The 20354-nt window shown below is 58.7% G+C and carries 19 protein-coding genes and 1 pseudogene; 16 read left to right on the forward strand and 4 right to left on the reverse strand.

Annotation, left to right across the window (positions count from 1 at the left end):
• Positions 1-501 precede the first annotated feature (501 nt).
• The gene (locus P2T68_RS06960) at positions 502-2520 is read right to left on the reverse strand and encodes a TonB-dependent receptor (RefSeq protein ID WP_277379186.1); all 2019 of its coding nucleotides are present in this window, start codon (positions 2518-2520) and stop codon (positions 502-504) included.
• Between the two features lie 211 nt (positions 2521-2731).
• On the opposite strand from P2T68_RS06960, the gene P2T68_RS06965 reads away from it, so the two are divergent.
• A complete protein-coding gene (locus tag P2T68_RS06965) occupies positions 2732-2965 on the forward strand; it encodes a VF530 family protein (protein ID WP_024073644.1) in 234 nt (77 codons plus the stop codon).
• A 4-nt stretch (positions 2966-2969) separates the two neighbouring features.
• Positions 2970-3593, forward strand: coding sequence for a Pr6Pr family membrane protein (locus P2T68_RS06970; protein ID WP_277379187.1), 624 nt, complete (start codon positions 2970-2972; stop codon positions 3591-3593).
• 56 nt (positions 3594-3649) lie between these two features.
• On the opposite strand, the pseudogene P2T68_RS06975 reads toward P2T68_RS06970, so the two are convergent.
• Positions 3650-3826 (reverse strand): annotated as a pseudogene (locus P2T68_RS06975) (PadR family transcriptional regulator); the annotation flags it as partial.
• Between the two features lie 532 nt (positions 3827-4358).
• On the opposite strand from P2T68_RS06975, the gene P2T68_RS06980 reads away from it, so the two are divergent.
• The 10 genes from P2T68_RS06980 to P2T68_RS07025 all read left to right on the forward strand — a co-directional run bounded on the left by P2T68_RS06980 (position 4359) and on the right by P2T68_RS07025 (position 13234).
• Positions 4359-4868 (forward strand): fimbrial protein, encoded by a 510-nt coding sequence (locus P2T68_RS06980; RefSeq protein ID WP_041160849.1) that lies wholly within the window; start codon positions 4359-4361, stop codon positions 4866-4868.
• A 49-nt stretch (positions 4869-4917) separates the two neighbouring features.
• Positions 4918-5478, forward strand: coding sequence for a fimbrial protein (locus tag P2T68_RS06985; RefSeq protein ID WP_024073648.1), 561 nt, complete (start codon positions 4918-4920; stop codon positions 5476-5478).
• Positions 5479-5497: 19 nt separating this feature from the next.
• Positions 5498-8101, forward strand: a complete 2604-nt coding sequence (locus tag P2T68_RS06990) for an outer membrane usher protein (protein ID WP_024073649.1) — start codon at positions 5498-5500, stop codon at positions 8099-8101.
• On the forward strand, positions 8098-8859 hold the full coding sequence (locus P2T68_RS06995) for a fimbria/pilus periplasmic chaperone (protein ID WP_024073650.1): 762 nt from the start codon (positions 8098-8100) through the stop codon (positions 8857-8859). Before P2T68_RS06990 ends, P2T68_RS06995 begins: the two co-directional genes overlap by 4 nt.
• A gap of 21 nt (positions 8860-8880) precedes the next feature.
• On the forward strand, positions 8881-9456 hold the full coding sequence (locus P2T68_RS07000; RefSeq protein WP_069075330.1) for a fimbrial protein: 576 nt from the start codon (positions 8881-8883) through the stop codon (positions 9454-9456).
• A 10-nt stretch (positions 9457-9466) separates the two neighbouring features.
• Positions 9467-9961 carry a fimbrial protein gene (locus tag P2T68_RS07005; RefSeq protein ID WP_277379188.1) on the forward strand — a complete coding sequence of 165 codons (495 nt, stop codon included), beginning with the start codon at positions 9467-9469 and terminating at the stop codon, positions 9959-9961.
• A 13-nt stretch (positions 9962-9974) separates the two neighbouring features.
• The gene (locus P2T68_RS07010; protein WP_024073653.1) at positions 9975-10454 is read left to right on the forward strand and encodes a fimbrial protein; all 480 of its coding nucleotides are present in this window, start codon (positions 9975-9977) and stop codon (positions 10452-10454) included.
• A gap of 11 nt (positions 10455-10465) precedes the next feature.
• Positions 10466-11014, forward strand: coding sequence for a fimbrial protein (locus P2T68_RS07015; protein ID WP_069075331.1), 549 nt, complete (start codon positions 10466-10468; stop codon positions 11012-11014).
• A gap of 125 nt (positions 11015-11139) precedes the next feature.
• Positions 11140-12102: a fimbrial protein gene (locus tag P2T68_RS07020; RefSeq protein ID WP_168233575.1), complete on the forward strand. Its 963-nt coding sequence runs from the start codon at positions 11140-11142 to the stop codon at positions 12100-12102.
• Between the two features lie 166 nt (positions 12103-12268).
• On the forward strand, positions 12269-13234 hold the full coding sequence (locus P2T68_RS07025; protein ID WP_102624605.1) for a fimbrial protein: 966 nt from the start codon (positions 12269-12271) through the stop codon (positions 13232-13234).
• A 123-nt stretch (positions 13235-13357) separates the two neighbouring features.
• On the opposite strand, the gene P2T68_RS07030 is transcribed toward P2T68_RS07025, so the two are convergent.
• Positions 13358-14125 carry a siderophore-interacting protein gene (locus P2T68_RS07030; RefSeq protein ID WP_102624604.1) on the reverse strand — a complete coding sequence of 256 codons (768 nt, stop codon included), beginning with the start codon at positions 14123-14125 and terminating at the stop codon, positions 13358-13360.
• On the reverse strand, positions 14122-14673 hold the full coding sequence (locus P2T68_RS07035; RefSeq protein ID WP_024073658.1) for a PadR family transcriptional regulator: 552 nt from the start codon (positions 14671-14673) through the stop codon (positions 14122-14124). The genes P2T68_RS07030 and P2T68_RS07035 overlap by 4 nt, the downstream gene beginning before the upstream one ends.
• A gap of 459 nt (positions 14674-15132) precedes the next feature.
• On the opposite strand from P2T68_RS07035, the gene P2T68_RS07040 reads away from it, so the two are divergent.
• From P2T68_RS07040 to P2T68_RS07055, 4 genes are all read left to right on the forward strand, one after another.
• Positions 15133-15630, forward strand: a complete 498-nt coding sequence (locus P2T68_RS07040; RefSeq protein WP_024073659.1) for a CS1 type fimbrial major subunit — start codon at positions 15133-15135, stop codon at positions 15628-15630.
• A 118-nt stretch (positions 15631-15748) separates the two neighbouring features.
• Positions 15749-18268: a CS1-pili formation C-terminal domain-containing protein gene (locus P2T68_RS07045; RefSeq protein WP_277379189.1), complete on the forward strand. Its 2520-nt coding sequence runs from the start codon at positions 15749-15751 to the stop codon at positions 18266-18268.
• Positions 18269-18299: 31 nt separating this feature from the next.
• The gene (locus tag P2T68_RS07050; RefSeq protein WP_102624602.1) at positions 18300-19553 is read left to right on the forward strand and encodes a hypothetical protein; all 1254 of its coding nucleotides are present in this window, start codon (positions 18300-18302) and stop codon (positions 19551-19553) included.
• A 40-nt stretch (positions 19554-19593) separates the two neighbouring features.
• Positions 19594-20352 (forward strand): molecular chaperone, encoded by a 759-nt coding sequence (locus P2T68_RS07055; protein WP_193690223.1) that lies wholly within the window; start codon positions 19594-19596, stop codon positions 20350-20352.
• Positions 20353-20354 lie beyond the last annotated feature (2 nt).

A 20354-nucleotide genomic window follows, 5' to 3' on the forward strand; every position in this document is an offset into this window, starting at 1 on the left:
ACTGGGTTATCCACAGGCGGGCGATTTATACCCAGGCGCAGGTCGGTGCAAGACAGCGCTGTCTCTGTTGCGAGGGGAATTCGGCAAGATGGGGTCGACCGGAGAGTGAAACGTTTCAGTTTATTGCGGCAAGGATAATGGGAGGACGCGCCGAGAGAAAGCGCAAATCGCAAGATGCATCATTTCCGATTCGGTAACAGTGATTGTGGCAAGCCCGAATGCCGTTCAGTTAAGGCAGAACACTGTAACTGCGGCGAGCGGGCTTGCCTGTGGCGATCGGGCTTGTTGTGGCGAGCGGGCTTGCCCCGCGTTGGGCTGCGCAGCAGCCCCAAAACCAGGCACCGCGGTGTGTCAGTTAAAAACACATTGTCTGTAATGGGGCCGCTTCGCGCCCCAACGCGGGGCAAGCCCGCTCGCCACAACAAGTCCGCTCGCACAACAAATCCGCTTGCCACACCAAGCCGGCTCGCCAGCTCCCACAGGTAGGATTCGCGGGTTTTTTTAGAAGGTGGTGCGTATGCCGAATTGCACGCTACGCCCCGGTGCCGGCGCGATGTCACGCAGGATCGAGCTGGCATACCGCACGGTCTGGTTGGTCAGGTTCTCACCGTTGACGAACGCCAGCCACTGGCTGCCTCCCACATTGAAGCGATACCCCGCGCTGGCGCCCAGGGTGGTGTAGCCATCGGTGCCGCTTTCGTTAGCTGGCACACGGCCTTGGCCTGCGGCATGTTCCACGTCGATGCGCGCCTGCCAGCGGTCCAGTTCCCATAGCAGGCCGCTGTTCAAGCGCAGCGGTGCAATACGCGGCAAGGCTTCGCCGGTGTCGAGGTTGGTGGCGCGGGTGTAGTCGCCCGACAGTTCCAGCGCGAACTTACCGTAGGCGCTTTCGCCGAGCTTCCAGTGATCCTGGGCTTCGAAGCCGGCGAAACGGGCGCGCACGCCGGAGTATTCATACTCAGGGATGCCGCCTGCGTCTTCTTCGCCTTCGTCGTTTAGCGTACGACCCGTTCCCAGCAGCCCGATGTAGTTGGAAAAGCGGCTGTAGAACACACCGAAGCTGCCCTTGTGGGTGCCATTGTCAAAGCGCAACGCCAGGTCGCTGGACACCGCCTTTTCTTTCTTCAGGTTGGCGTCGCCCAGTTCGTAGGTGCCTGTGGCGACGTGGGCGCCGTTGGCGTACAGCTCATAGAAGGTCGGTGCGCGTTCGGTGTAGCCCAGGGTCGCGGCCACGGACCAGACGGGTGTGAGGGTGTAGACCGCCCCGGACGACAGGCTGCCGGCGGTGAAGTCATTGGCCTTGTCGGCATTGGCGAAGCGCGCGTTGCCTTTGGCGTCCGGGTCCACACGGGTGTGTTCCAGACGCCCGCCGAGACTGAGTTTCAGGCGTTCGGTGGCCTGCATGTCCTCAAGGATAAACAGCGCGCCAGCGTTGGTGTCGGTTTGCGGCACGAAGGCTTCTTCACCCAGGGCCGAGAACTCATTGCGAGTCACTTGCGCGCCGACCACGCCGTCGAACGGGCCGATTGGCTGGTGGCGCGCTTCAACCCGCGCTTCATAGCCCTTGTTCTTGAAAATCGTGCCGGTTTCACCGCCTTCGATTTCGCGGTGTTCGTAGTCGGTGTAGCCGGCGTCGAGTTTCACCGAGGTAAACGGGCCTTGCAGGTTGCGCATCTCGGAGGCGAACGCGTAGTGATCCTGCTTCATGCGGATGCGCACATCCTGCTCGGCGGGGGAGCCGTAGTTACTGTCATAGCTGCTGTAGGACAGCCCGGCGTAACCATCGTCCCAGGTGTAGGAGCCGCCGACTGCACCGCCGTCCTGGCGCCCGTCACTGTTGCCCAGACGGCCATTTTTACCGGGGCCATCTTCGTTCTCAGGCGCATGGCGGCTGCGGGCAAAGCCTGGGATTTTCAGGTCGTTGAATTCCCGCGCGTTGGCGTCCAGGTGCAGGGCGAAGGTGCCATTGCCGGCTTCCAGTTTGCCGGCGCTGCTGCGCGTGGTGTCGGCGCCGCCGTAGCGCAGTTCACCGGCACCGTGGATGCCTTCGATGGCTTCGGTGGGGATGCGGTTGTCGAAGGTATTGACCACGCCGCCGATGGCGCTGCCGCCATACAAGAGGGCGGCCGGGCCACGCACGATTTCAATGCGCTCGACGTTGACCGGGTCCAGCGGCACCGCGTGGTCGTAGGACAGTGACGACGCGTCCAGCGCGCCGACGCCATTGCGCAGGAGGCGAATGCGGTCGCCGTCCTGGCCGCGAATGATCGGTCGGCTGGCACCGGGGCCAAAGTAGGACGACGACACGCCCGGCTGCTTGTTCAAGGTTTCGCCGAGGCTGCCTTTTTGTTGCAGGGTCAGGTTATCGCCTTCGAGCACGGTGGTCGGCGATGCGAGTTGTTCGTTGCCCAGCGGGTTGCCAGTGATGACCTGGGGGGGTAGTTCCAGGGCGTGGGCTTCGGCGCTGATCAACAGGGCGGCGGCCAGGGGGGACAGGCGCCAGAGAGGGGAGCGGGACATCATACATTCCTTGGCAAAACAGCAAAAAAGAGAAGGCTGAAACGGTAGTGAAAGGCTGGATTTTGGTAATTATTGTTACAATATAACATCTCTTTTTTGGCTGAAAAGGGGAACTTTTTCCCAGGGGCTATATTCAATGCGGTGCTTCCACCTGTACGCCCCGTCGGCTAAGGTGCGCGGCTGTGTTTCCTCTTTTTGCAAAAGGCCCGGCATGACCGCGACAAGCAACGACCCCCTCCACGGCGTGACCCTTCAGCACGTCCTCACCACCCTGGTGGAACATTACGAATGGGCGGGCCTCGCCGAGCGCATTGATATCCGCTGCTTCAAGAGCGACCCGAGCATCAAGTCCAGCCTCACCTTCCTGCGCAAGACCCCCTGGGCGCGCGAAAAAGTCGAAGGGTTGTACGTCAAGTTGATGCGCACCAAACGCCCGCTGGACTGATGACATGAAGCGGTATGTGGCGGCAGCGGCGCTGGCCGGTTGGACAGGGTTGGCGATTCAGCAGTACCTGATTTTCTATTCGCGCTGGCAAGCCGGTGCCAGCCTGTTGGGCGGGTTGATCAACTTTTTCAGTTTCTTCACTGTGCTCACCAACACCCTGGTGGTCGTGGTGCTGAGCTATGCGCTGGTCAACCGCGAGTCTGCCGCGAAGCGGTTTTTCCATTCACCCAGGATCAGCAGCGCGATTGCCGCAAGCATCATCGTGGTAAGCCTGGCGTACAACCTGCTGCTGCGGCATTTGTGGAGCCCCACGGGCTTCCAATTCATCGCCGACGAATTGCTGCATGATGTGATGCCGGTGTTGTTTTTTATTTACTGGTGGCGCTGTGTGCCCAAGGGTAGCTTGCGCGTCAGGCACATCGGCGCATGGGTGGTCTACCCGTTGGTGTACTTCGCCTATGCGCTGCTGCGCGGTGACCTGCTCGGGCAATATCAGTACCCGTTCATCGATGTGAGCACCCTCGGTTATCCACAGGTCTTTGTGAATGCGGGGGGGATCCTGGTGGGGTTCGTGGCAATCGCTCTGGGCCTGGTGGGGCTGGACAAAGTCATCAAGCCCCGGCCCTGACTCATTCTTCTTCAGTGCCTTCGGCACGCCAGTAACCGACGGCCTTGAAGAACGCTTGCATCGCCCTGGATCAAATCGCTTTCCTCCAGAAAAGTCAGCGTCGGGTAGATCACGCCTGAGCTGGGGGTGTAGGCGCCATCGAACAGGCTTTCGATCTGACAAATCAGCTCATAGTCATGACACGGCTGTTCGACGATCAATGCCGGCAGCAGCAGCTTAAGGTCGCCGGGCAAGCACCTCTGTGTGTATCAATATATAACTTGAGATATATCTTGTTATCTGTCCAAGGGCTACCCGCAGGTGGTCTTGGGAGGGGTGTTAATTATTTAACGCTTAAAGGCAATTAATACCGTCAACGCCCGTGTTTTTTTACCTTGGTGAGAACTTTCTTACATATTCGTTCTGCAAGTTATTCAGATTAATCTTCGAGTAGGCTGTTTCTTACAGTTCATTTTGATGATTTGATCGTGTTCGTTAATTTTCCTACTTCTCTTGGTGTTGCGGGGCTACGCAATGATGAGAAACGTACGGCTTACATAAATCCAATTGTAATAGAAGCTTTCCTGGCCTTGAGCGTGTCCTGATTTGCAATACAAATAATTGGAAAAGTAGTTTTGCGTGCTATTGCATGAATCGCACTTTTACCAAGAGGGAATCAGATACAGACACCTGTTCGGCGCTTGTTTGATAAGTCCTGCGCACTACTTCGGCAGGGTTTCCTTATGACGTTCATTGATGTGTGAGTATTGGCAAATGAAAACCAAAATGAAAACTGCGCTGTTGTCTATTGGCTTGTTGGTAGGGGCGACCTCCGTTGCTCACGCCGCAGATGGAACAGTGACGTTCATCGGTTCGGTCCACTCGGGCGCCTGTTCGATCAAACCTGACTCGGTGGATCAGACCGTTCAACTGGGGGCGATCGCAAAGCATCAGTTGCAGTCGGGAGGGAAATCTACTGCCCGGCCTGTGCGTATTGAACTTGAAGGCTGCGACTTGACCGGCCTTACGGATAAGACGGTGACCACCACCTTCACCGGGGCACCGTCCAGTGCCGTGCCGGGCGCAATCGGCACTGTGGGTGGCGCGGGCGGTGTGGGCGTCATGATGACCCATGGCGGCAAACTCATCGAACTGGGCGTCCCTACAACCCCGCAGGCCATTGGCGTCGGTGACAACACCCTGGAGTTCGGGGCCTACGTACAAGGCGCCGCTACGGATCCGATCATCCCGGGTAGTTTCAGTGCGGTAACCAACTTCACCTTGGCTTATCAGTAAGTTGTTCCCCCGCCACTCAGGTGGCGGGGGACACTGGCGGGAGATAACGGTGAAAACATTCATAAACCTCGCTATCACCTCTTCATTGGCGATGTTCATCAGCCCTTTGGTTTTCGCGCAGGCACCTGCACAAGGTGCTGGAGTCGTCACACTCGGTGGAGAGGTCATCGACTCAGCGTGCGGGCTGGAACTGGCCAGTGTCGATCAATCCATCGAGATGACGCCCGAGCCCATTGGCCGGCTCTTGCGGAACACGATAGGAGCCCCCCACCCCTTCCAGCTACGCCTGGTCAACTGCTCATTGACTCGACCTGACCCGTCGCGTCCGGGGGCAACGCTGCCTGATTGGCAGCACCTGCAAGTCACGTTCGACGGTCCTCGCGATAGAAACGGGCGCTCGTTTGCCGCCCTCGGTGATTCACAGGGGATTGCCATTCATATCTGGGATGCGGCTGGCCAAGAGAGTGTTCCGGGCGAGCCGATGGCTCTGCTTCCGTTGGCGGAAGGTGACATGACACTTCACTACACGCTTCGCCTGGTCGGAAACGGACTGCCGCTGATGCCTGGTGCTCACAGTGCCGCGGTGCGATTCAAGTTGGACTACTTTTGAACAGTGATGGGTTGCTTTCATGTTGAATGCGTCGAAGATCAAAAATAACCTCCGCCCGAGTCTCTTTGGCGGGTTGATGTCCCTGGCAGGCACTGTAGTAGCGGCCGGTGATATCGAGTTCAATACCGATGTTCTTGATCTCAGTGATCGCACCAATATTGACTTGTCTCAGTTTGCGCGTAGCGGGTTTATTCTGCCGGGCACCTACTCGATGGTTGTACAGGTCAATAGCCAGCCTATCGCTGAGCAGTCGGTGGCGTTTTATCCCCCTGACGATGATCCCAAGGGCAGCCAGGCGTGCTTATCGCCCGATCTGGTGGGGCAACTGGGCCTCAAAGAGTCTGGCGCCGCCCCGCTGACGTGGTGGAAAGGCGGCGAATGCCTGGATATTCAGGGGCTGCCGGGCATGGAAGTCAGTGGCGATCTGGCGAGCTCCACGCTGAATATCAACCTGCCCCAAGCTTACCTTGAGTACAGCGCCATCAACTGGGATCCGCCCTCGCGTTGGGATGACGGGGTGCCGGGGTTGCTGGTTGACTACAACGTGACCGCACAATCCAACCACGAGAAGAATGACAGGGTTCGCCATAACGTCAGCGGTAACGGAACATTGGGGGCCAATGCCGGGGCTTGGCGTCTGAGGGCGGATTGGCAGGGACGTGTCGACAAAGACCGCGAGCGCGCGTCCAGCCAACCGAAGCTGGAGTGGAGTCGTTACTACGCGTATCGCGCCATTCCCGAGTTGAAGGCACGACTGGTGGTGGGGGAGGACTACCTGTATTCGGACCTGTTCGACAGCTTCCGCTTTACCGGTGCCGCGCTCAATTCGGATGAAAGCCAGCTACCGCCGAACTTGCGAGGTTACGCGCCTGAAGTGGTCGGCGTGGCCAAAACCAATGCAAAGGTCATCATCAGCCAGCAGGGGCGTGTGCTGTATGAAACGCTGGTGGCGGCAGGACCGTTCCGTATCCAGGACCTTCACGACGCAGTCAGCGGCAGGTTGGATGTGCGCGTGGAAGAGCAGGACGGTTCGGTACATACCTTTCAACTTGATACGGCAGGCGTTCCTTACCTGACGCGTCCGGGACACATTCGTTATAAGTTGGCGAGTGGACGCCCGTCCAATCTTCAGTACGGGGCCGATGGCAATTTCTTCGGCAGCGGCGAGTTTTCCTGGGGGATCAGCAACGGCTGGTCTCTGTATGGCGGCGGTATCACCGATAACAACTACCATGCGGTATCGGGCGGGGTCGGTCGTGACCTGTTGGCGTTCGGCGCCATATCGCTGGATGCGACTCAGTCCCACGCCCGTGTGTGGAACGAGACACTCTCCGGCAAATCGTACCGGCTTCAATACTCGAAGAACTTTGAGCAATACGACAGCCAGATCACCTTTGCCGGGTACCGCTTTTCCGAGAAAAACTATTTGAGCATGAGTGAATACCTTGATGCCCGTCATTACGGCAGGAATGGCGAGCGCGCGGGGCTCAATGAGTATGGTGAGTACAACGGAAGTTGGAAACCTATTGGCGGTAGCAAGGCACTTTATACCGCGACGATCAATAAGCAGTTTCGCGACTTGGGCGCGACTGTGTATGCCAGTTACAACAAACAGACTTATTGGTCGCGCCCGGCCACTCATCGCTGGAACTTGTCGGCGTCACGTTATTTTAATGTGGGGAGCGTCAAGAACATGAACATGTCCCTGAATATGTTCCGCACCCAGGAATATAACTATAAGGATAATGGCATGGCGCTGACGGTCAGCCTGCCATTGGGGCCCTCCGGCACGCTGTCGCTGGACGCTAACAGGATTGCCGGCAAGAACAACTTTTCAACGCGCTACAGTGACCGCCTCGATGAGCGTAACAGCTACCAGCTCAGCGCAAGCGACAACGCCGCCAGTGGCTACCTGAGCCATATTGGCGACCAGGCCGACATCGATCTCAGCGTCAGTACACAAGAAGGCAATAAAAGCAGCATCGGTATGTCCGCGCGCGGCGGCGGCACGCTCACGCCTTACGGTGCGGCCCTCCATCGTACCAACAGTACGGGAGGAACACGCCTGATGGTCGATACCGCCGGGGTACCCGATGTGCCTGTGCGGGGTTACGGCACGCCGACCCGTAGCAATGCGTTTGGCAAGGCGGTCATCTCCGATATCGGCAGCTATCAGCGTACGGCGGCCAGTATCGACCTGGAGCGTTTGCCCAACACGGTCGAAGCCACTCAGTCGGTCACGCAACTGACGCTCACCGAAGGGGCTATCGGTTATCGATCCCTGGACGTGATTTCCGGTGCAAAAGCCATGGCAGTGCTTCGCCTGCCGGATGGCAGTTCACCGCCCTTCGGCGCGACCGTGAAAAACACAAAGCAGCAAGACACCGGGATTGTGAACGACGGCGGCAATGTCTACCTCAGCGGTATTCAGGCCGGCGAGCAGATGACTGTCAGTTGGGCAGGGGCCGAGCGATGCGTCCTCACGCTCCCGGTCGTTCTACCGGCTGATGGCTTGACCGATGCCCTGCAACTGGGCTGCCGCATGGTCGCCGCTGATCAATCCTTGCCCGAACCCGCGGACCTGACCGGGAAGCACATCCATACGGAGAACACATCCTCATGATGCTGAATACGCGCCTCACACGCCAGGCTTTCACGCTGCTGGCCCTGGGCTTGAGCCAGAGCGCCCATGCCGCTGTCGGCCTGGATCGTACCCGAGTGATTTTTGATGGTGGCAAAGATGCCACCAGCGTGAACATCACCAATAACAACACGCAGCTGCCGTATCTGGCCCAGGGCTGGATCGAGGATGAAGAGGGCAAGAAAATCACCACGCCCCTGATCGTCCTGCCGCCGGTTCAACGTTTGGAGCCCGGCAAACAAAGCCAGGTGAAAGTTCAGGCGTTACCCGCGGCCAAGTCGCTGCCCCAGGATCGGGAGACGGTGTTCTACTTCAACCTGAGGGAGATTCCACCGCGCAGCGATAAAGCCAATACCCTGCAAATTGCGCTGCAGACCCGGATCAAACTGTTCTATCGACCGCAATCCATTGCGCCCAGCCAGCAAGACTTGTCCAACCCCTGGCAGGAAAAGCTGATCCTGACCCGCGCAGGCGAGCGTTATCAGGTCAACAACCCTACGCCTTACTACGTGACCCTCGTGGATGCACGCAGCACCAAGGACGGCAAAACCGTGCCGGGCTTCGAACCCGTGATGGTCCCGCCCAAAGGTTCGTTGGACCTGGGGCCAACGGCCCAGGTACTCGGCACGAGCCCTTACCTGGCCTACGTGAATGATTACGGTGGCCGTCCGCTACTGGCCTTCACCTGCAGTGGCGACACTTGCAAAGTGAACGCGCACGCTTCAACGCCCAATGAGTAGGGCCTGCTGCCGGAGAACGTCATGAAGTCGCACACTGTGAAGGCCTTGGGTGGCCTGTTGCTGGCCTTTGTGGGGGGCGTGCACGCCGCGGATGATGTCGAAGGCATGAATGGAATGCTGAACATCTCCGGGGCCATGCATGAAACGCCCTGCAGCCTGGAGATGACATCACTGCATCAAACGATTGATCTGGGCGCTGTGTCGACCAGCCGGTTGCAACGCCCCGGCGATCAGGCCACTCCCGTGGCATTTCAACTGCGTTTTACCGACTGCCACCGCACCGCCGGCAGCATCCGCAGTGAACGGACGGGGAACCTGACATGGAGTGCCTTTCAACCCGTACTGTCGGTGGCGTTCCTCGCGCCGGCCGATGCCGATGACCCCCGGCTGGTCAAGGTGCAAGGTATCACCGGGATGGGGCTGCGGCTGACCGATGCACTGGGGCGTGACGTGCAGCTGGGGTCAAGGGGCGAACCTTTGTTCCTGCCCCTGGGCGGTAACACCCAGACCTGGCATGTACAGCCCACCCGCACTCCCGCGCCGCTGAGCAGCGGGGCATTCAGGGCCGTGGTGGATTTCAGGCTCAATTATGAGTAGGGGGAGAACGATGGCAACCGCAACCGGCCCGTGGGCCATTCTTATCGGTGCTGGGCTGCTATGGGCGCTTAGCCAGGGTGTGCAAGCTGACACCAGTTTGACCATCCGCGCGACCATCATCGCGCCGCCACCGTGTGTGATCAACAGCGGCAGTACGCTCAATGTGCCGTTTGGCAATGACCTGCTGACGTCGAGGGTCGACGGCGTGAACTATCGCCGGAATGTGCCTTACACCGTCAGGTGCGACTCGCCCTTCAGCAACGCGTTGACGCTGGAGCTCAAGGGCACTGGGGCTGCGTTCGACAATCGTGTGCTCGTGACCCGCAAGGCGGACCTGGGGGTCAAGCTGTTCGTCAACGGCGCTGACTGGCCGCTGAATACCGCCGTGAACTTTACCTACCCCAACGTTCCGGTCGTGCAGGCGGTCCCCGTCAAACGCGCGGGCAGCAAACTGACGGGAGGGGCATTCGATGCGGCTGCCACTCTTGTGGTCGATTACCAATGAAGAGAAACGATCAATGACATGTTGGCAGCAGCGAGCGTTGCTCGCCTTATGGTCGCTCGGCCTTTGCAGTGGTGCATCGGCCAACCTGACGTTCAGCGGAACGCTGAATGAGCCCCCGCCGTGCACGATTGATGCGGGCAACACGATTGAAGTCGATTTTGGCGATGTCGGAATAAAGCGGGTCGACGGGGTGAAATACCGCAGAGGGGTGGGTTACACCATCAGCTGTGGCGCCGACACGCTTCCCTGGCAACTGAAGCTGAGTGTCAACGGTACGGCAACGGCTTATGACCGCTCAGCGGTGCAGACCAGTGTGCCGGCGTTGGGCATTCGGATTTATCAGAACAACCTGCCATTTCAACTCAATACGCCATTGGATATCAGCCTGTCGTCACCGCCGGTATTGGAAGTGGTGCCTGTCAAACAGCCCGGCGCGACCCTGCTTCCCGCAAGGTTTGCCGCGGTGGCCACGCTATTGGCTGAATACGAGTAGGAGCTGAGTCCATGGGACATGAACGCGTTCATAGGGCTTGGCCATGTGCCGGGCTGGTATTACTGCTGACCTTGGGCCTGATGCCCCAGGGGCATGCGGCGGACAACCTGAGGTTCAAGGGCAATCTGGTTGAAGAGGCCTGCACGATCCGTCCGGGTGATGAGGCCATCACGCTGGAACTCTGGGACGTTACCAGCAAGCACCTTTATATCAACACACGTACACAGGGCAGGGGGTTCAAGCTGCACCTGGAGGACTGTGACACCACGATTGGCAACACGGTCACCATCACGTTCGGCGGCAGGGAAAACGCCGAGCTCCCCGGATTGTTCGCGCTGGATGGTGGAAGTGGTGCCTCCGGTATCGGGATCGGTTTAGAGACGCCGAGCAACAAGCCTTTGCCCCTGAACACCGTCAGTGACGAACACCGGCTGAGTAATGGCAGCAACGTGATTGAACTCAAGGCCTATGTGCAGGGTGAGCCTAAGGCCATCAGGGATCAAACCATCGGGCATGGTGCGTACCGGGTGACCTCGACTTTTACCCTGGACTATCCGTAGGCGTGAGTCGTCATTCGTAGGCTGAAAACAGCCTAAGTCAAACTTCAAGTCCCTTCTGGGCTGCTTTAAGCCCGGACAGATGTTCCGTGGACTGCGTTTGAGTATAGAAACAACGAGAGGTCAAAATGAAACGACTCTGTGGAACTACGGTGCTCCTTATGTTTATGGCGGGGGCTACGAGCGTGGAGGCTGCTCAATGCCGTGTGAATGGCGGACCGTGGATAGTGGTGGACGGGATTCTACCCCTGCAGGTCCCCGTCACTGTTCGATTGGGCTCGGACGCTACACGTATCATCCTTGAAGGGGTGAGGTTGGAGTGTCGATTCTCACCCGGTCAGGTTCAACCTGGACGAACGGATTATTGGTCAACGTCGGCACGAGTAGGTGCCCCTTGGACACCCGGTCCAAAATTCACAAACCAGAGTACCGGTCTACGAATAAACGGAGCGTTTTACAACACCCCTGTCCCGTATAACATTCGAGTATCGGATTTGCCCAATAATGGGAACGGTTACCCAATCGATGTGACGCCCTATATTTTGATACGCAACAACCCGACGAACCCTATCGATGTTCGAATAGGGGATGTCCTTGGGACATTACGACTCCTCCAGACAAACAATTATGACTCCACATGGACGGGGCTCTCGGTCACCTACACCGCGGCCAACAACTTCTCCATCTCCCCATCCACCTGCACGATCAACAATAACAATCCAATCGACATAGACTTCGGCAACGTCCACCAGCGCGCAATCGGCACCGACCCACTGACAACTACCATTCGAAGGGACCGCCGGCTCACCTACTCATGCCCGGATGGCGGCATCAACACACCGATCACCATCAGCTACAAAGGCACCCCATCGGCGTTTGATACACGGCTCCTCAGGATGAGCAATCCGGACGTGGGCACTGCCCTGGTTCGTGGCGGTTCTGCGGTGCAGGTCGGCGGTTCGTTCCTGACCCGTATTACCAACAGCGGGGGCGGTGACGATGTGACGTTTACGCTCGTTCGGCGAGCCGGGTCGCTGCCTGCCGCTGGACCCATAAGTGGCAGCGGCGTACTCGTGATGGGGGTGCCGTGAGCCACGATGAGGTCAGGTGTTTTTACGCTGGACTCGCGCACTTGTGAGCCTTCATTCATAGGCTGAAAACAGCCTTCGTCAAACTTCAAATCCCTTCCGGGCTGCTTAAAGCCCGGACAGATGTTCCATGGACGGCGTTTGAGTATAGAAACAACGAGAGGTCAAAATGAAACGACTCTGTGGAACCACAGCGCTCCTTATGTTTATGGCGGGGGCTACGAGCGTGAAGGCTGCTGAATGCCGTGTGAATGGAGGCTCGTGGCGGGTGATAGTCGGGGAACTCCCCCTGCAGGTCCCGGTTACAGTTACCCTGGCCGCAGATCGTACGAGGATCATGTTGGAAGGTGCACGGCTTGAATGCAGATTTTCCCGAGGCTCGCAAAGCCCGTCTTCACGACAGGACTACTGGTCAACGGGCAGTTCAACGGGGACGCCCTGGATACCGGGCATCAAATTCAGCGGCGAAGGGGCCGGTTTACGAATCAATGGAGCGTACCGAAATATCCCTATCCCGAGTGGAATACGGGTCACTACGCTGCCTGACAACATTACGGGTTATCCGATCGATATCACGCCTTATATTCTGGTGCGCAACAGTCCGTCCAATCCGCTCGATATTCGAATAGGCGATAATCTCGGACGCCTGCATCTCACTGTCACCAATAACTACAACTCAAGCACAGGCAGGATCAACATTACCTACAACGCTGCCAACAACTTCACCGTCTCCCCATCCACGTGCACGATCAACAATAACAATCCAATCGACATAGACTTCGGCAACGTCCACCAGCGCGCAATCGGCACCGACCCACTGACAACCACCATTCGCAGAGACCGTCGGCTCACCTATTCATGCCCGGATGGCGGCATCAACACACCGATCACCATCAGCTACAAAGGCAACCCATCGGCGTTTGATACACGGCTTCTCAGGATGACCAATGCGGACGTGGGCACTGCCCTGGTTCGTGGCGGTTCTGCGGTGCAAGTCGGTGGTTCGTTCCTGACCCGTATTACCAACAGCGTGGGCGGGGACGATGTGACGTTTACGCTCGTTCGGCGGGCCGGGTCGCTGCCTGCCGCTGGAGCCATCAGTGGCAGCGGCGTACTCGTGATGGGGGTGCCGTGAGCCACGGCAAGGCCAAAGCCACCGGTGACCCACGCCGGTAGCTTTGGCATTCCGTTCCGTGAATGCCGCAGGGGCACATCGACGGTGATGGGGCATGAAACGTTATCGAGCCTCACCCTTGCTTCACACTTCGTCGCTGCCGTCGGCGCGCCAATAACCGACCGCCTTGAGGTACGCCTCATCGACGTGATGCGTGTCCAGCAGCACCCGACGTACCTGGCGTGACAGCTTGGTTTCGGTCGCGACAAAACTGTACAGCGAGCCGCCCGGCAGGGTCAGGTTGCGCACCGTATCGAGCAGGTCATCCTGGCCGCGTATCACCCAAATCACGTCCACATCGGCAGCACTGTGCAACGCTTGTTGTTCTGCAGTGTTGTCGATTTCGATCACCGCCAGCACCTTGCGGCCCGCCGGCAATTCTTCCAGGCGCCTTGCGATAGCCGGGATCGCGGTTTCATCACCGATCAACAAGTAGCTGTCGAAGATATCCGGCACGATCAACGAACCCCGTGGCCCGCCGATGTACAGGTGCTGGCCGACCTGTACCTGCTCGGCCCAAGTGGACGCCGGGCCATCGCCGTGCAGCACGAAGTCGATATCCAGCTCGCCGATGCTCGAGTCAAAACGCCGGGGCGTGTAGTCGCGCATGGCCGGTTGCGGGCCATCGCCCTTGACGTTGAAAGTGGGACTTTCCAGCGCGGCTTGTTCGGCGGCGTTCTGCGGGAACAGCAGCTTGATATGGTCATCGGCGCCCAGGCTCACAAAACCTGCCAGCTCAGGCCCGCCCAGGGTGATGCGCCGCATGCGCGGGGTGATATCCACCACCCGCAACACTTGCAGGCGACGGCGTTTGATTTCGTGGCTGACGCGATGGATGGTTTGCGTATTCATTGGTTTTTCCCGTCTGCGATGGCTTGAGCGGTGCCGTTGAGCAGTGCCGCGACACGTACGATTTCTTCCGGGGTCCAGCGCCCGTGGTGCAGTTGCAAGGCGTGGCGCAGGTTGTGCACCGCTTCGTGGATCTGTGCCGGTCGATCATGGCCGCGCAGCGAACGCTTGCTCACATCAATGCGCATGCGCACGCCCTCCAGCGCCACGGCCTGCTCATTTAAAGAAAGACGACCGGCGTCGGTGATGGTGTAGCGTTTTTTTCCACCTTCGGCGTCGCCGCTGACCAGCTCGCTTTCTTCAAGGAAGGTCAGGGTCGGGTAGATCACGCCTGGGCTGGGGCTGTAGGCGCCGTCGAACATGGTTTCGATCTGGCGGATCAGGTCATAGCCATGGCACGGCTGCTCGGCGATCAGGGCCAGCAGCAGCAGTTTCAAGTCGCCGGGGGCGAAGACGCGGGGGCCACGTCCGCCGCGTTCGCGGCCGGGGCGTTTCTCGAAGCCGTCACCGTGCTCGTGGGGTTCGCGGTGGTGGGGGTGATGCTCTCTCATGGGGATACCCTCTGTTGTATTAAGATACAACGTAAGATATATCTTTAGCCCGTGCAAGCCTTCGCGACCGACGGTGCACGCTTGCACGGCCAGCGTTGGCATTCTGGGTTAAAAGTTATTATTAGAGTCATTATTCAGGTCGTTGACCCGGTTGAATAAGTTAATGCTTTTTGGCTTAATATCGTAATTCTTGTATTGTAAGTTTCTCCAGTTTGCCCACATGTACTTAGCAAGTAGTCTTGTTCCTACAGTTGAGTTTTAAGTTTTGGCTAAGTGCCATGTTTTTCTCTCGAGTGGCGTCTGGCTTGGGCTACGCCTTCGTGGGAAGTAGACTGCTTACTTGTGTTTCAACTCCGTGGATGATCTTCTCTCCCCAACTAATGCTCTTGGGGGAATATGCCGATTTCAAAAAAAACATTTGATGTTGGTAGTCCTAATTTGAATAACAGGTAACTTGCTATGTTCAAGAAGTTTGCACTTTCCGTTCCTCTGGCTGTTATGGCGATGAGTGCTTCAGTCACCTTCGCGGCGGGCGAGGCGAGCCATACCGTCACCCTCAAGGCCAACATCCCGACGACCGTGTTCCACGTTCAGCCACGTGACCCCAACTGGGGCCGCGACGAAACCATGAACTACAACCTGGTGAGCGGTGAGCTGGCACCGCTGAGCGCGATTTACGACATGCGTAATACCAACGGTTCCATCCATGCCTACATCGAAGGTGGCCCGGCCGTGCTGTTCAACGGTGATACCACCCAGAACATCCCGCTGACCACGACCTTGAACGGCGTCACCCTCACGGGCACCCCCCAGGAAGTGGTCAATGATGCCGACTCCACACCGGGCATCGGCGCTGAGTTGCGTATTGCAGCAGCCAAGCCTGGCGCCAGCCAGCGTGGTGCCTACACCAGCGTCATGCCATTGGTGTTTGACGCGGTACTGCCTGTAGGCCCTTGAAGGTGACGGGGGCCTGCTGAGTTCCGTGCTCGCAGGTGATGGTTTACAGGTCGGCCGATATTCCCCGGTCTGGCCGGCCTGTTTTTGCCTTGCAATCTGGTAATTAGAGTATCCGTCCATGTTCCCGATGACACCCATCGCGGTTGCCCTTGCGCTATTGATTTGCACGGGCGCCTTGGCGGCGCCGGCCACGCCCGCCATGGCGCCCGGCAGTCTGGTCGCCCAGGCCCAAGGCTTGCCAGCGGGTTTTACCGAGCATTTTTTTGAGGTTCCGCTGGCGGTACGCGTGGAGCTTGATCAGCAACTGTTGGGCGAGGCGTTGATCGTTCTGTCTAAAGACGATCGCGTGACACTGCTTGAGTTTACCGACACGCAGGGCAGCCCGGTGGCCGCGGCAACTCGTGACACCTGGCAAGCGATTCTGGAACAAGGCATTGCCTTGGGCGCATGCACTCAGTCATGCCCGCAGCAACTGGTGTCGGCGTTCTACAGCCTGGAAAGCTCCCAGCTGTCGATCATTACCCAAAACGTGGAGCGCGATGGGACAGCCCCGCGCTTTTACGAACTGCCCGTGGATGGCAGTCGGGGTTTGATACTCAACAACCAGCTCAACCTCAATGGCGGGCAGAGCCAGGATCTCGGTGGGCGCTACGGCCTGCAGGCCAGTTCCAGCCTGGGCAACTGGACCCAGATGTTCAACCTGCAAGTGGCACGTCAGAGCGGCGACGAAGAACACCTGCGCCATGCCATCCATGAGCTATATACCCAGCGTGAGCTGGAAGGGCGCTTCCTGCGCCTGGGCCACTTCACACCCAATTCCGATGGGCTTACCCGCCAGTTGCGCACCTTCGGCGCCAGTCCGGACACCGCGCTGGGCGTGATGTATGGCAGTTCCGACAGCCTGGCCATCAACAGCGCCAGGCCCAGCGTTTACCCGATCTACGTCACCGCGAACCGCCAGGCGGCCGTCGAGATTTATCGTAATGGCCTGTTGATCAATACCCAGGCGGTGGCCGCCGGTTTGCAGACGCTGGATACGCGGCCTTTACCGGGCGGGATATATGAGGTGGAGGTCCGCATGATCGAAGACGGCTTGACCGTCGGCACCACCCAAGAGCTGGTCTATAAGCCGAGTAATTGGCGCAACGTCGAAGACCGTTGGCGCTATAACGTCTTTGCCGGGCGCGAAACCAAACTGTTCAGCAATTGGGACGACCAGGCCTCGGGTGCGCTGACCACGGGCGCGTCGGTCAATTACCTGCTGCATCCACGGGTCATTCTCGGGTTGTCGGCTCGCGAGGTGCGTGAGCAATTGCAATACGGTGGTTCGATAGACTGGACCCTCTCCAACTACTCCAGCGTCTATGCGAACCTCTACAAAACCCAGGACCATGGCACGGGGCTGGACTTGCAGGGCCTGTATACCTTCGGCGCCACTAACCTGGTGTTCAGCCACAATCGCAGCTGGCTGGATACCCGCGATACCTTCGAAACCCTGCCGGACGGCACGCGTTTACGGCGCAACACCTTCGTCGGTGAGGCCAGTAATACGGCGCTGTCGGTGAACCACCGTGTCGATGAAAAAAACACGCTGAATGTGCGCCTGGCCTACAGCGAAGGCAACGTCGAAGGCGCCGGCCTGGACCTGGGCTGGAGTCGCCGCGACACACTGCTGGGCAGTGATGCCAACTGGCGCTTTGCGGTATTTGATCGTCCTGGTTCCAGTGCCACGAACGAACAGCGCAACCGGGGGGTGGATATCACCCTGAGCCTGGCGCTGGGCAGCGATGGCCGGCAGATTTCCGGCAGCGTCGGTACCCGCACGGCCCGTGACGGTGGGCGTGATAACAACGCGTCGGTCACCGTCCGACAGGACCTCACTGATCATGTGCTGCAGAGCGTGTCCGCCACCGCCATCACCGACACCTATGGTGTGGGCCTTTCAGGCATGGCCAGTTTCAGTACCGATTCAATCGGCGGCGATGGTTTTATCCAGCGCAGCTCCTTCAATGATGAGCTCACCGGTGGCCTGAACCTGAACAGCACCCTTGTGGCCGGTGCCGGCAAAATGGTGTTGAGCAATCAATACCAGGGCAACGGTGCGGGCATGATCGTCGATGTCGAAACCGACCTGGACGATATTGCCATACGGGCCGATGACCTGAACGGTGGCGGCACGCTTCTGCGTCCAGGGCGTAACTATATGCCGGTATCCGCCTACCGAAGCAGCAGCCTGAGTTTTGATTTCGAGGGCAACCACCCACCGGCGGCCAATATCCAACCGGCGCGCTCCGCTTATCACTTGAACAAGGGCGGCGTGGATTACCGCAAAGTCACGGTGATGAAAACCGTCAGCGTGTTGGGTCGCCTGTTGGACGCCCACGGCACGCCGCTCAAGGGGCATCAGGTGATCAACCACGCCAGCCGAGGCGTCAGCGAAGTGGACGGGTTTTTCTCCATGGAAATGACCACCAGCGCGCCGACCCTGGAAGTGCGTTACCAGAGCCAGTTGTTATGCCGGTTCCGCCTGGACCCGAATAACACCCCTGCCGAAAACGATGTGTTGATGATCGGTGACCTGCGTTGCACGCCCGATTCACTTGCCGACGCCACTCTTCAGGGCGCAACCGCCGGTTGATGGCGACCCAGACACTGCCAGTGGAATTTCTATGAGCCTATTCACAACCCTGAAAAAAACCTCAGCGCCGAGTGCATTGGCGCTGGCCCTGGTGTTTTCAAGCCCATTGGCACTCGCCTTCGTCGAAGAGGTGACGGCGGTGTTTCGTCCGGATCCCTCCAACCCGATGAGCAACAAGTTTAAAAACACCACCCCGGAAGGCGGCGTGTGCGCCTGGCATCCCCCGGCCATTCCCAAATGCAGGGCGTTAAACATTTTCGGCATCCGCAATACTGGCTTTAGCGCCAGTTCCAGTGGGCCGATTCTGGCCAATCCGACCGATCCACGTCAGGGCGCCTATTTCAAAGTGCCTTCCGAATGGCGTGATCTGCAAGTGACCCATGTGGGTACCGGCGAGGTGGAAACCGTACAGATGCGTATCGCCGGTGTCGGCGCGCGCTGGAATCTGCCACGTCCGCCGGGTGTGTCCGCGTTTATGACGGCCGAGACGCCCGGTTGGTCCACTTACTGGTATGGCGCCCCGGAGCCGTGCCAGCCGATCAACTATTTGGCAGCAGGCAACAACTTTGCGTTGTTTTTCTGGATCGTGCCGGAGGGCGCGGGGGCTTGCAGCGTAAAAAACGGCACCGAAATTCCGTGGTTCACCTATTCGCACCTGGAGTACGCCTACGAACTCAAGACCCCCAACCCGCTGACGATGAATACGGGGGAGTACCGTGGTTCACTCACCTATTCCATGGGGCCGGGTGGGGATTTTGACTTCGGCGACATCATGAAACCCGGCGACACAGTCGCCACCTTCAACTTCACCCTGAGCGTTGAGCACCAACTCAAAGTCGATATTCCGCCGGGAGGCAACCGTATCGAACTGTTGCCCCAGGGCGGCTGGCAAGCCTGGCTCAATGCTGGCCGCCGACCGGACAGGCTGTACCGGGACCAGACGTTCCGCCTGTCGGCGTCCTCGCGTTTCAAAATGCAGATGGAGTGCTCGCTGGTAATCGGCAACACCTGCGGCCTGCGTAACGGCAATGGCGACGAAGTGCCCTTGCAGGTTGCCGTGAGCCTGCCCTATGGCCTGCAGGATGGTCACGACCAAGCGGTGAACAAACGGCCATTGCGCCTGGATGGCAGCGGCACCGAACTGTTCCAGCCGTTGCAGTACGTCAACGATCGGCCCGCCATTCTGCATTTTGAAGTGGACCGGGCGAATGTGAGCCAGATGCTTGAACATCCCGGCACCACCTATTCGGGTGTCGTCACCGTGATTTGGGATTCCCAGGTGTAGGGCCGTTATTCCTACAGTCCATTTATGAGGCGTCGTTGAAATGAAGCATGCAGTGTTGTGGATCGGTGTGTTGCTGTTGTCCGTCAAGGCCCATGCGGGGCCGATGATCAATGTCGGGGTGGTGTATGACTATCTGGAGGCGGATCGCAGTTCCTTTCTCAAGCGGGTATTCAATGGGGGAACCAGCACCGCGTTCGTGAAGGTGGATGTGCTGGAAATCCTCTACAACGCCGATGGCACTTCCCAGGAAGTCGCCCTCCCGTCCCTGGCCGATGCTCAGGGCAACACCACTGGGCGCGATGGCTTGATGGCCAGCCCTGCGCGGTTGATCGTGCCCGCCGGTGGCCGCCAGGGCACCCGGCTGTTGTATCGGGGGGAGCGGGATAAGGAGCGTTACTTTCGGGTGCGGTTCATTCCGGTGGTCCCGCAAAAGGAAGACGATTTTGCTGTGACCGAGCAGGAACGCGCCGACTATAAAAACAACCTGGCGGCGGGCGTGAACGTGATGGCGGGTTATGGCACGGTGTTTTTCGTGCGCCCCAAACAGACGCGTTTCGACACGCAGGTCGACGAGACCGCCAGCGAGTACCGGTTGCACAACGCAGGCAACAGCGTGGTGGTGCTGGACGAATTTCGCGACTGCGCCATCGCTCGGGCCAGCGATTGCGCGCCCACCACCAAGCACCACATTCTGCCTGGCCGGCGCTTGACGTTCGAAAAGAAACCCGATCGCCAATACAGCTTTCAAATGATTGAAGGGCAGCAGAAACGGTCGATGACGGTCAAGGTTAATGGGTGAAT

It is taken from the genome of Pseudomonas sp. G11 (genome assembly GCF_029457515.1).
Classification (GTDB): domain Bacteria; phylum Pseudomonadota; class Gammaproteobacteria; order Pseudomonadales; family Pseudomonadaceae; genus Aquipseudomonas; species Aquipseudomonas gorinensis.

Coding starts and splice junctions, on each gene's coding strand:
- P2T68_RS06960 (WP_277379186.1), bottom strand. CDS start 2,520: ATGTCCCGCTCCCCTCTCTGGCGCCTGTCCCCCCTGGCCGCCGCCCTG.
- P2T68_RS06965 (WP_024073644.1), top strand. CDS start 2,732: ATGACCGCGACAAGCAACGACCCCCTCCACGGCGTGACCCTTCAGCAC.
- P2T68_RS06970 (WP_277379187.1), top strand. CDS start 2,970: ATGAAGCGGTATGTGGCGGCAGCGGCGCTGGCCGGTTGGACAGGGTTG.
- P2T68_RS06980 (WP_041160849.1), top strand. CDS start 4,359: ATGAAAACTGCGCTGTTGTCTATTGGCTTGTTGGTAGGGGCGACCTCC.
- P2T68_RS06990 (WP_024073649.1), top strand. CDS start 5,498: ATGTTGAATGCGTCGAAGATCAAAAATAACCTCCGCCCGAGTCTCTTT.
- P2T68_RS06995 (WP_024073650.1), top strand. CDS start 8,098: ATGATGCTGAATACGCGCCTCACACGCCAGGCTTTCACGCTGCTGGCC.
- P2T68_RS07000 (WP_069075330.1), top strand. CDS start 8,881: ATGAAGTCGCACACTGTGAAGGCCTTGGGTGGCCTGTTGCTGGCCTTT.
- P2T68_RS07005 (WP_277379188.1), top strand. CDS start 9,467: ATGGCAACCGCAACCGGCCCGTGGGCCATTCTTATCGGTGCTGGGCTG.
- P2T68_RS07010 (WP_024073653.1), top strand. CDS start 9,975: ATGACATGTTGGCAGCAGCGAGCGTTGCTCGCCTTATGGTCGCTCGGC.
- P2T68_RS07015 (WP_069075331.1), top strand. CDS start 10,466: ATGGGACATGAACGCGTTCATAGGGCTTGGCCATGTGCCGGGCTGGTA.
- P2T68_RS07020 (WP_168233575.1), top strand. CDS start 11,140: ATGAAACGACTCTGTGGAACTACGGTGCTCCTTATGTTTATGGCGGGG.
- P2T68_RS07025 (WP_102624605.1), top strand. CDS start 12,269: ATGAAACGACTCTGTGGAACCACAGCGCTCCTTATGTTTATGGCGGGG.
- P2T68_RS07030 (WP_102624604.1), bottom strand. CDS start 14,125: ATGAATACGCAAACCATCCATCGCGTCAGCCACGAAATCAAACGCCGT.
- P2T68_RS07035 (WP_024073658.1), bottom strand. CDS start 14,673: ATGAGAGAGCATCACCCCCACCACCGCGAACCCCACGAGCACGGTGAC.
- P2T68_RS07040 (WP_024073659.1), top strand. CDS start 15,133: ATGTTCAAGAAGTTTGCACTTTCCGTTCCTCTGGCTGTTATGGCGATG.
- P2T68_RS07045 (WP_277379189.1), top strand. CDS start 15,749: ATGTTCCCGATGACACCCATCGCGGTTGCCCTTGCGCTATTGATTTGC.
- P2T68_RS07050 (WP_102624602.1), top strand. CDS start 18,300: ATGAGCCTATTCACAACCCTGAAAAAAACCTCAGCGCCGAGTGCATTG.
- P2T68_RS07055 (WP_193690223.1), top strand. CDS start 19,594: ATGAAGCATGCAGTGTTGTGGATCGGTGTGTTGCTGTTGTCCGTCAAG.